9 protein-coding genes are annotated in these 10,173 nt (G+C 74.1%); 1 reads left to right on the top strand and 8 read right to left on the bottom strand.

What is annotated here, in order from left to right; translation table 11 throughout:
- Window positions 1-932 (bottom strand): DUF6777 domain-containing protein (locus IF37_RS0132030; protein ID WP_030750620.1); only part of this gene is annotated, 932 nt, incomplete at its 3' end.
- Between the two features lie 128 nt (window positions 933-1,060).
- Between IF37_RS0132030 and IF37_RS0132025 the strand changes: the two genes are divergently transcribed.
- Entirely contained in the window at window positions 1,061-2,482 is a 1,422-nt protein-coding gene (locus tag IF37_RS0132025; RefSeq protein WP_030750617.1) for a lipase maturation factor family protein, read from the top strand.
- Here the strand turns inward: IF37_RS0132025 and IF37_RS0132020 are convergent.
- Genes IF37_RS0132020 through IF37_RS0131990 form a run of 7 tightly spaced genes read right to left on the bottom strand, consistent with a single transcriptional unit; the run spans window position 2,470 to window position 10,033 of the window.
- A complete protein-coding gene (locus tag IF37_RS0132020; protein WP_030750615.1) occupies window positions 2,470-3,306 on the bottom strand; it encodes an amidohydrolase in 837 nt (278 codons plus the stop codon). The two genes, IF37_RS0132025 and IF37_RS0132020, sit on opposite strands and share 13 nt — an antisense overlap.
- Window positions 3,303-4,334, bottom strand: coding sequence for an aldo/keto reductase (locus tag IF37_RS0132015; RefSeq protein ID WP_037857504.1), 1,032 nt, complete (start codon window positions 4,332-4,334; stop codon window positions 3,303-3,305). Before IF37_RS0132015 ends, IF37_RS0132020 begins: the two co-directional genes overlap by 4 nt.
- Entirely contained in the window at window positions 4,331-5,089 is a 759-nt protein-coding gene (locus IF37_RS0132010) for an SDR family NAD(P)-dependent oxidoreductase (RefSeq protein WP_030750609.1), read from the bottom strand. The genes IF37_RS0132015 and IF37_RS0132010 overlap by 4 nt, the downstream gene beginning before the upstream one ends.
- On the bottom strand, window positions 5,086-6,426 hold the full coding sequence (locus IF37_RS0132005; RefSeq protein WP_030750606.1) for an L-fuconate dehydratase: 1,341 nt from the start codon (window positions 6,424-6,426) through the stop codon (window positions 5,086-5,088). Before IF37_RS0132005 ends, IF37_RS0132010 begins: the two co-directional genes overlap by 4 nt.
- 37 nt (window positions 6,427-6,463) lie before the next feature.
- A complete protein-coding gene (locus tag IF37_RS0132000; protein ID WP_030750603.1) occupies window positions 6,464-7,489 on the bottom strand; it encodes an ABC transporter permease in 1,026 nt (341 codons plus the stop codon).
- Entirely contained in the window at window positions 7,482-8,972 is a 1,491-nt protein-coding gene (locus IF37_RS0131995; protein WP_030750600.1) for a sugar ABC transporter ATP-binding protein, read from the bottom strand. Before IF37_RS0131995 ends, IF37_RS0132000 begins: the two co-directional genes overlap by 8 nt.
- The gene (locus IF37_RS0131990) at window positions 8,969-10,033 is read right to left on the bottom strand and encodes a sugar ABC transporter substrate-binding protein (RefSeq protein ID WP_030750596.1); all 1,065 of its coding nucleotides are present in this window, start codon (window positions 10,031-10,033) and stop codon (window positions 8,969-8,971) included. Before IF37_RS0131990 ends, IF37_RS0131995 begins: the two co-directional genes overlap by 4 nt.
- Between the last annotated feature and the right edge of the window lie 140 nt (window positions 10,034-10,173).

Raw genomic sequence — 10,173 nt, 5'->3', positions numbered from 1 at the left:
GCCGGCGAGGCGGGCGTCCCCGGCCGGTCCGATACGGCGGCCGGCGAGACCGGTGTGCCCGGTCCGTCCGGGGCGGTGGCCGGCCGGCTCCCGCCGGGGCTGGGCCGGGCGGTGTCCCCGGTTCCCTCGTCCGGCGGGGCGGTCGGGAAGGGACTGGCCGGCGGCGGCACGACCCGGTCCCGGCGGACGTCGGGGCCGACCTTGCGCTCGGTCCAGGTCCGGGTCCCGTCGTCGACGATCGTGAGGCTGGTGACGGCTCGCGGCGCCGGGGACACCACGACCACCCGGTCCGGCCGGTAGCCGGACCAGGGGGTGCCGCGGGCGCCGGCCCCGCCGCGGGTCGGCGCGGGTTCGGTGAGCGGGTTGCCGCAGGCGCAGCGCACCCGGGGCACGCCCCGGTCGTCGACCAGGACGGCGGTGCCGGCCTGGAGCACGGCCTGGTAGTCGTGCGCCGCGCGGTCCCGGTAGGAGTGGCTGGTGACGCGGGTGTCGGCGCGGAGCACGACGGGGGTCAGTCCGCGCAGGTAGGCGGGGAGCGCCGGCCGGCCGACACCGGCGACCCGGGCGAAGGCGACGGCCCGGTCCTCGTCCACCGCCAGATAGCCGATGTGCCGCTCGACGTCGCAGCCCGCGACGCGCGGGCTGCCGCGGTAGAGGCCGGGGGTCGCGCCGGACAGGGTGCGTGCCGCGCGCAGCGGTGCCGACAGCTCGCCGGCGGACACCTCGGCGGACGCCCGGGGCGACGCGGTGGCGGTGGCGCCGTCGACGGCCGTGGAGGCGGTGAAGGGCTCGGGGCCCCGCTCGGTGGCGGTCTGGAGGAGGACCAGCTCGCCCACCCGGGCCTGCTTGACACCGGACCCCGCGCAGCCGGCGGCGAGGAGCGCCGCCGAGAGCGCGCAGGCCGTGACGAAGGTTCGGGTGGGTATCCGCACCGCACACTCCACATCACTGAGGGTGATAACGCCCTATTGTGGGCATCGCACAGGTTTGGCTGGCAACTCGGGGAACGCCGTGCCGAGACCGAAGGACGGCGCAGCCGCAGGGAAGGGCGCGCACAGCCGTGGACTGGTTCACCGCACCCGGCGACTGGCTGAGCCGGCTGGTCCTCCAGCGGGCCCTGGCCGCCGTGTACCTGGTCGCCTTCCTGACGGCGGCCCTTCAGTTCCGGGCCCTGCTGGGCGAGCGCGGGATGCTGCCCGTCCCCCGTTTCACGGCCCGGGTGCCGTTCCGGCGTGCCCCGAGCCTGTTCCAGCTGCACTACTCCGACCGCTTCTTCGCGGCCTGCGCCTGGACGGGCTGCTCGGTGTCGGCGGCCCTGCTGGCCGGGGCGGACTCCGCGCTGCCGCTGGGGGCCGGGATCGCGCTGTGGCTGGTGCCGTGGGCGCTGTACCTGTCGATCGTCAACGTGGGCCAGACGTGGTACGCGTTCGGCTGGGAGTCGCTGCTGCTGGAGACCGGTTTCCTGGCCGCGTTCCTCGGCAACGACGAGGTGGCGCCGCCGGTCGTGGTGCTGTTCCTGCTGCGCTGGATCCTGTTCCGGGTGGAATTCGGCGCCGGACTGATCAAGCTGCGGGGCGACCCCTGCTGGCGCAAGCTGACCTGTCTGGACCACCACCACGAGACCCAGCCGATGCCGGGCCCGCTGAGCTGGTTCTTCCACCACCTGCCGAAGCCGTTGCACCGGGTGGAGGTGGCCGCCAACCACGTCACGCAACTGGTCGTGCCCTTCCTGCTGTTCGCCCCGCAGCCGGTCGCCTCGGCCGCCGCCGCCCTGATGATCGCCACCCAGCTGTGGCTGGTGCTCTCCGGGAACTTCTCCTGGCTGAACTGGATCACCATCGTGCTGGCCCTGTCCGCGCTCCGGCTGCCGGCAGCGGCGCCGCCCGTGCCGCCGGCGCCGCTCTGGTACGAGGTGCTGGTGCTGGCGGTCGCCGCGCTCCTGGTCTTCCTGAGCCACCACCCGGTGGTGAACATGATCTCCCGCCGTCAGGTGATGAACCGCTCCTTCGACCCGCTGCACCTGGTGAACACCTACGGCGCGTTCGGCAGCGTCAGCCGGGTGCGCTACGAGGTGGTGGTGGAGGGCACGCTGGACGACACCCCGCGCGCGGATTCCGACTGGCGGGAGTACGCGTTCAAGGGCAAGCCCGGCGACCCGCGGCGCTGGCCGCGCCAGTTCGCCCCCTACCACCTGCGCCTGGACTGGCTGATGTGGTTCGCGGCGCTGTCGCCCGGTTACGCCGGGGAGTGGTTCGGCGCTCTGGTGGAACGCCTGCTGGAGAACGACCGGGACACCCTGCGGCTGCTCCGCCGCTCCCCGTTCCCGCCGGACGCCCCGCCCCGCTACGTCCGGGCCAGGCTGTTCCGGTACCGGTACACGAGCTGGCGGGAGCTGCGGGAGACCGGGGCGTGCTGGGAGCGGACGTTCGTGCGGGAGTACCTGCCGCCGACGCGGCTGACGGGGACGGTTCAGAGGTCGTAGACGCGCGTCGCGGTGGTCTCGAACAGTGCCGTGCGTTCCGGCGGGGCGAGGTCCGCGGTCAGCTCCCGTGCCAGGTCGTGCACGTCCGGGTAGCCGGCCGCCAGGGTGCACACCGGCCAGTCCGAGCCGAACATCAGCCGGCCGGGACCGAAGGCGTCCAGGGCGGTGTCCGTGTACGGGCGCAGGTCGTCGGCCGTCCACCCGGCGCCGGCCTCGGTGACCAGTCCGGAGAGCTTGGCGACGGTGTTGGGCAGGGCGGCGAGGGAGCGCAGGTGCGCCGTCCAGGGTTCGCGCGCCCCGGTGGCGACCGGCGGTTTGCCGAGGTGGTCCAGGACGAAGGTGAGCCGGGGCAGCACCGCGGCGGCCCCGGCGCAGGCCGGGAGCTGGTGGGGCAGGACCACGAGGTCGTAGACCAGCCCGGCGTCGGCCACGGCGGCCAGTCCGCGCAGCACGTCGGGCCGGAGCAGCCACTCGGGGTCGGGTTCGCCCTGCACCTGGTGCCGGACGCCCTTCAGGAAGGTGCCTCCGGGCAGGGCGCGCAGCCGGGCCAGTTCACCGGCGATGTCGGGGTGGGTGAGGTCGGTCCAGCCGACGACCCCGGCGATCAGGTCGTGCCGGGCGGCGAGGGCGAGGAGTTCGGGGGTCTCCTCCGGCACGGTGACGGTCTGCACGACGACGGTACGGCCGACACCGGCCGCCCGGGCCTGGGGCTCCAGGTCGGCGAGGGTGAAGTTCCGGCGCAGTGGCCGCAGGCCGGGCCCGCGGATCCAGTCCTGGTCGCGGACGGTCAGGTCCCAGAGGTGGTGGTGGGCGTCGACGGTCACGGCAGCTCCCGTGCGGCGGGCGGGGCCGGTCCCGGGTCCGGCCCGGGTGCCGGCCCCTCGCCGGGGGGCAGCAGGCCGGTGGCGCGCAGCTCGCGCCAGAAGGCGTCCGGTACCGGCGTCGCGAACCGCTCGGCGCAGTCGTGGACCTCGGCCGCCGAGCGCGCACCGACGAGGACGCTCGCCACCGCCGGGTGCGCGGCGCAGAAGGCCAGGGCGGCGGCGCGCAGGCTGGTGCCGTGCCGCTCGGCCGCCGCCTTCAGGCGCAGGGCGCGGTCCAGCAGCTCGCGCGGGGCCCGGGTGTAGTCGTACGTCGCCCCGGGCGCCGGGTCGGCGAGCAGACCGGAGTTGAAGGGGCCGCCGACGACCACCGGCACGCCCCGTCGCCGTGCCTCGGGCAGCAGCTCGGTCGCCGCGCCCTGGTCGAGCAGGGTGTACCGGCCCGCGCAGAGGACCACGTCCACGTCCGTGTCGCGGACGAAGCGGGTGAGCATCGGCGCCTGGTTCATGCCGGCGCCGATCGCGCCCACCACGCCCTCGGAGCGCAGCCGCTCCAGTGCCGGGTAGCCCTCTCGGAAGGCCTGTTCGGCGTGGTCGTCGGGGTCGTGGAGGTAGACGATGTCGACCCGGTCCAGGCCGAGGCGGCCGAGGCTCGCCTCCAGGGTGCGGCGGACGCCGTCGGCGCTGAAGTCCCAGACGCGGCGGTGGGTCGCGGGGACGGCGAAGCCGTGGGCGAGGTCGTCGCCGGTGGGGTGGGCGGTGCCGTCGGCGGGGTCCAGGCGGCGGCCGACCTTGGTGGAGAGCGTGTAGTCGGCGCGGTCGTAGCGCCGCAGGGCCGCGCCGAGGCGCCGTTCGGACAGGCCGAGGCCGTAGTGGGGCGCGGTGTCGAAGTAGCGGATGCCGCGCTCCCAGGCGGCCCGCACCGCAGCGTGCGCCTGTTCGTCGCCGACCGGGGTGTAGAGGTTGCCGAGGGCGGCGGCGCCGAAGCCGAGCGGAGTGACCTGGACGGCGGCGCGGCCGAGGGCGGTCACCGGTCCGCCGCCGGGCGCGGCCTGAGGCCCTGCATGCCGCCGTCGACGGCGAGCGCGGTGCCGGTGGTGGCGCCGGACAACGGGCTGGCCAGGTAGGCGATGGCGCCCGCGACCTCGGCGGCGGAGACCAGCCTGCCGGTGGGCTGGCGGGCCTCCAGCGCGGCGCGTTCGGCGGCCGGGTCGGGGGCCGCGTCCAGCAGCCGGCCGATCCAGGGAGTGTCCGCCGTGCCGGGGTTGACGCAGTTGACGCGGATGCCCTCGTGGACGTGGTCGGCGGCCATGGCGAGGGTGAGGGAGTACACGGCGCCCTTGGTGGCGCTGTAGAGGGCGCGTCGCGGCAGGCCCGCGGTGGCCGCGATGGAGCAGGTGTTGACGATCGCGGGGTGGGCGGAGCGGCGCAGGTGCGGGAGGCAGGCGCGGGCGGTGCGGACCATGCCGAGGACGTTGACGTCGAAGACGTGCCGCCACTCGGCGTCGTCGTTGTCCTCGACGGTGCCCTGGGCGCCGATGCCCGCGTTGTTCACCAGGACGTCCAGCCCGCCCAGCGCGTCGGCGGCGTGCCGGACGGCCGTACGCACGGCGGTGTCGTCGCCGACGTCGGCGCGCAGCGCGACGAGGGGTGCCGGGACCGCCGAGGGGTCCAGGTCGAGGACGGCGACCCGGGCGCCGCGGGCGGCGAGGAGGTCGGCGGTGGCCCGGCCGATGCCGGACGCGCCGCCGGTGACCAGGGCCCTCAGCCCCGCGAAGTCGTTCATGCGGCGCGTCCCTTCGGGGTGTCGGGGTGGGCGGTCCAGTAGGTGCCGCCGGGGTAGGTGTAGCGCGCGACGGACTCCGGGCGCAGGGCCGCGGAGAAGCCGGGTGCGGTGGGTGCCGTGTAGTGGCCGTCGCGGACGACGGCCGGGGTGACGAAGTGCTCGTGGAGGTGGTCGACGTACTCGACGACCCGGTCCTCGGTGCTGCCGGAGACGGCCAGGTAGTCGAACATCGACAGGTGCTGGACGAGTTCGCACAGGCCGACTCCGCCCGCGTGCGGGCAGACGGGCACGCCGAAGCGGGCGGCGAGCAGCAGGATGGCGAGGTTCTCGTTGACGCCGCCGACGCGGGCGGCGTCGATCTGCACGATGTCCAGGGCGCCGGCCTGGAGCAGTTGCTTGAACACGATCCGGTTGTGGGCGTGTTCGCCGGTGGCGACCTTGACCGGGCCGACCGCGCGGCGGATCGCGGCGTGGCCGAGGACGTCGTCGGGGCTGGTGGGTTCCTCGATCCAGTACGGGTCGAACTCGGCCAGGGCCCGGGTCCAGCGGATCGCCTCGTCCACGTTCCAGCGCTGGTTGGCGTCGACGGCGAGGCGTACGTCCGGTCCGACGGCGGCGCGGGCCACCCGGCAGCGGCGGATGTCGTCCGCGAGGTCGGCGCCGACCTTCAGCTTGATCTGCCGGAAGCCGTCGGTGACGGCCTGGGCGGCGAGCCGGCCGAGCTTGTCGTCGTCGTAGCCGAGCCAGCCCGGGGAGGTGGTGTAGGCGGGGTAACCGCGCTCCAGCAGCCGGGCCCGGCGTTCCCCGGCGCCTTCCCGGCCGCGTCTGAGCAGGGCGAGGGCCTGTTCGGGGGTGAGCGCGTCGGTGATGTACCGGAAGTCGATCTGCCGGATGAGCCATTCGGGTTCGGCGTCGGCGAGCAGTTGCCACAGCGGCTTGCCGGCCCGGCGGGCGGCGAGGTCCCAGGCGGCGTTGACGACGGCTCCGATCGCCATGTGCATCACGCCCTTCTCGGGCCCGAGCCAGCGCAGTTGGCTGTCGGCGATCAGGTCCCGGGAGAGCGATCCGGGGTCGGCGCAGAGTTCGTCGACGTCGCGGCCCAGCACATGGTCCCGCAGCGCGTCGATCGCGGCGACCTGGACGTCGTTGCCCCGCCCGATGGTGAAGGCGAAGCCGTGTCCCTCGGTCGCGTCGGCGGCGTCCGTGCGCAGGACGACGTAGGCCGCCGAGTAGTCGGGGTCCGGGTTCATCGCGTCGGAGCCGTCCAGCTCGCGCGAGGTGGGGAAGCGGATGTCGTGGGTGTCGACCGCGGTGACGCGGGCGGGGGTCCGGGACACGGAAGTCCTTCTCGTCGGGGGGCGGTTGCCGGCTCGGTCAGTCCTGGGCGCGGCCCGTCGTCACCCGGGCGATCATCAGGGCGACGAGGATGATGCCGCCGTAGATGGCCTGGATCCAGAAGGACGGCACCTGGGCGAGGGTGAGCAGGTTCTGTACGACGCCCAGCAGCAGCACGCCGGTCAGGGCGCCGGACATGGTGCCCTTGCCGCCGTCCAGGCCGATGCCGCCGATCACCGCCGCCGCGAACACCGTGAAGATCATGTTCTGGCCCTGGTTGGCGCTGATGGCGCCGACGTACCCGGTCTGGAGCAGTCCGCCGACGGCGGCCAGCACGCCCGCGACCACGTAGACGCCGAGCGTGACGCGGTCGACGCGGATGCCGGCCGCGCGGGCCGCGTCCGCGTTGCCGCCGATGGCGTACAGGGCGCGGCCGGCGCGGTGGTACCTGAGCACCAGCCCGGCGAGTGCGAAGGCGACGGCGGCGAGCCACACGGACAGCGGGACGCGCAGGAAGGTGGTGGTGGCCGCCGCGTAGAAGCCGTCGGGCATGCCGAACAGCGTCTTGCCCTTGGTGGCGCCCACCAGCAGACCGCGCAGCACGATGAGCATCGCGAGGGTGACGATGAACGCGTTGAGCCGGAGTTTGACGACCAGGACGCCGTTGAGGGCGCCGACGGCCGCGCCGGCCAGGAGGATCGCGGGCAGGGCCAGGGCGGCGGGCAGCCGGGTGCCCCAGCCGGCCTGGCTCGCGGGCAACACCAACAGGGCGCCGAGGGCCGGCGCGATGCCGACGACCGATTCCAGGGAGAGGTCGAACTTGCCGGTGATCAGCACCAGGGACTCGGCGAGCACGACCATCGCGAGGGCGGCGGAGGCGCCGAGGATGGAGATGATGTTCCGCTCGGTCAGGAACGAGTCGTTGACCAGCGTGCCCAGCAGGGTCAGCAGCAACAGGGCGGGGACCAGGGCGAGTTCACGGGCACGGCGGAGCAGGACGGTCCGCGGCGGGCGGGGGCCGGGGGTCTCGGCGGGCGCGAGCGGCGCCGCCCGGGTGTCAGCCATGGTCCACTCCTTCGATGGAGGCGATCAGCTCGTGGTCGCGCCAGCCGGCCGGGTGCTCGGCGACGACACGGCCGTGGAAGAGGACGAGGACGCGGTCGCAGCGCCGCAGGTCGTCGAGTTCGTCGGAGACGACGAGGACGGCGGTGCCGTCGGCGCGGGCGCTATCCACGCGGGCCAGCAGCGACTCCTTGGATTTCACGTCGACGCCCGCGGTGGGGTTGATCAGGACCAGCAGGCGGGGTTCTGAGGCGAGGGCGCGGGCCATGACGACCTTCTGCGCGTTGCCGCCGGACAGGTCGGAGACGGGCTGGTCCGGGCCCTCGGTGCGGATGTCGAGCCGCCGGATCAGCTCGCCGGCGCGGCGGCGGCGTCGGCCGGCGGAGACGAAGCCGAGGCGGCCGAGCCGGTCCAGCACGCTCAGGGTGGCGTTGTCGCCGACGGTCAGGCCGGCCACCAGGCCCTGCTCGTGCCGGTCCCGCGGGACGCAGCCGACCCCGGCTCCGAGGGCGGCCCGCACATCGCCGAACGGGAGGGCCGCGCCGTCCAGGTGGGCGGTTCCGGCGGTCGGGGTGTGCAGTCCGGCGAAGGACTCGGCCAGCTCGGTCTTGCCGCTGCCGCTGGAGCCGGCCAGCCCGAGCACCTCGCCCCGGCGCAGGGTCAGGTCGACGTCCCGGTACGCCGCCGAGCGGAGCCCGCGCGCCACGAGCCGGACGGGCACGCCGTGGTCCGACTCCCGGCGTGGCGCGGCCCGTTCGGCGACGGACTCCCCGGCCATGGCCTCCACCAGCGCCGCCCTCGGCAGGTCGGCGACGGGGGCGGTGGTGATCCAGCGGGCGTCGCGCAGCACGGTGACCGTCTGGCAGACCTCGTACACCTCCTGGAGGTGGTGGGAGATGAACAGGAAGGTGACGCCGGAGTCCTGGAGGGCGCGCATCCGGGTGAACAGCCGCTCGATCTCCCGGTTGTCGAGCCGGGCGGTGGGCTCGTCCAGGACGATGAACCGGGCGCCGAGGCTGAGCGCCCGGGCGATCTCCACCAGTTGGCGGTCCTCGACGGTCAGGCCGGCGGTGCGGGCCCCGGGGTCGACGCGGACGCCCCAGGTCTCCAGCAGCCCGGCGGCCTCGGCGCGCAGCCTGCGCCAGCTGATGAACCCGCGGTCCAGCGGCTGCCGGCCCAGGAAGAGGTTCTCGGCGACCGTCAACTCCGGTACGACCGTGGGCTTCTGGTAGACGCAGGCGACCTTGCCGCGCCAGGCGTTCCGGTCGGCGAGCGGCGGCGCGGGCTCGCCGTCGAAGCGGACGGTGCCGGCGTCCGGGGCCTGGAGGCCGGTGAGGATGTGCACCAGGGTGGACTTGCCGGCGCCGTTGCGGCCGACGAGGGCGTGGGACTCGCCGGGCAGCACGGTGAGCCGGCCGTCGGCGAGGGCGACCGTGGGGCCGTACCGCTTGACGATGCCGGTGGCTTCGACCAGGGGGGTGTTCATCGGGCGGCGTTGCCCCACAGCTCGGGGTCGTCGACGTTGTCCGCGGTGACCAGGGGGGCGGGCAGCTGGTCCTCCAGGATGCCGCTGGGCAGCCGGACGATGGTGGAGTGGTGGTCGGTCGGGCCGGGCTCGAACGTCCGGCCCTCCATCGCAGCCTTGATGTAGAAGAGGCCGTACTTGGCGTAGGCGTCGGCCGGCTGGGAGACGGTGGCGTCTATCCGTCCCTCGCGGATCGCGTCGTACTCCTGCGGGATGCCGTCGTTGGAGACGATCGTGATGTGGCCCTTGTGTCCGGCCTTCCTGAGCATGCCCTTGGACTTCAGGGTCTGGAGGGTGGGGGCGAGGTAGACACCGCCCGCCTGGAGGTAGATGCCCTTGATGTCGGGGTTGGCGTTGAGGAGGGTGTCGAGCTTGGCGGCGGCGGTGTCGGACTCCCACTTGGCGGGGATCTCCAGCACCTTCAGCCGCGGGTACTTCCGGCGCACGCAGGTGCGGAACGCCTCGGAGCGGTCGCGGCCGTTGACCGAGGCCAGGTCGCCCATGACCTGCACGACCTTGCCGTCGCGCACATGCTCGCCGAGGTAGTCGCAGGCCTTCTCGCCGTAGGCGGCGTTGTCGGCGCGCACCACCATGGCGACCTTGCCCCGGTCGGGTGCCACGTCCACGGCGACGACCGGCACGCCCTTGCGTTCGGCCTGGTCCAGGCCCGCCTGGACGGCTGCGCTGTCCAGCGGGGCGACGACCAGTCCCCCGACGCCCTGAGTGAGTTCGTTGCCGATGTCGGTGATCTGCTGCGCGGGGTCGCTGTTGGAGTTGACCGTCTTCAGCACCTCGACGCCCTCGGAGGTGGCCATCCGGGGCACGTAGTCGTTGTACGACTGCCAGAACGGTGAGGTCAGCAGCGGCAGGATCACCCCGACCCGGCCGGTGCCGCCGCCCCGCCCGCCCGCGGTGTCCCCGGTGCTGCCGCAGGCGGCGAGGACGAGCGAGGCGCCGACGGCCAGGGCCGCCGCGCCGGTGATCTTCGACCTGCTGCGTTTCCTCACGGTGCTGGCGGGCATCTCGCGGCTCCTCAGGGAGGTTGTTCGAGCAGACGCCGCATACTTATCAGACCACTGAGCCGTGCGGACACCCTCGTGCGGCGAATATCCGCTCTTTCTCCCCATGGTGGTCGGACCACTTGGCTGGCTAGACTGCGACG

Origin of the sequence: Streptomyces sp. NRRL S-31 (assembly GCF_000718775.1) — a bacterium.
GTDB lineage: Bacteria > Actinomycetota > Actinomycetes > Streptomycetales > Streptomycetaceae > Streptomyces.
This window is presented reverse-complemented; position numbering and strand designations above follow the sequence as displayed.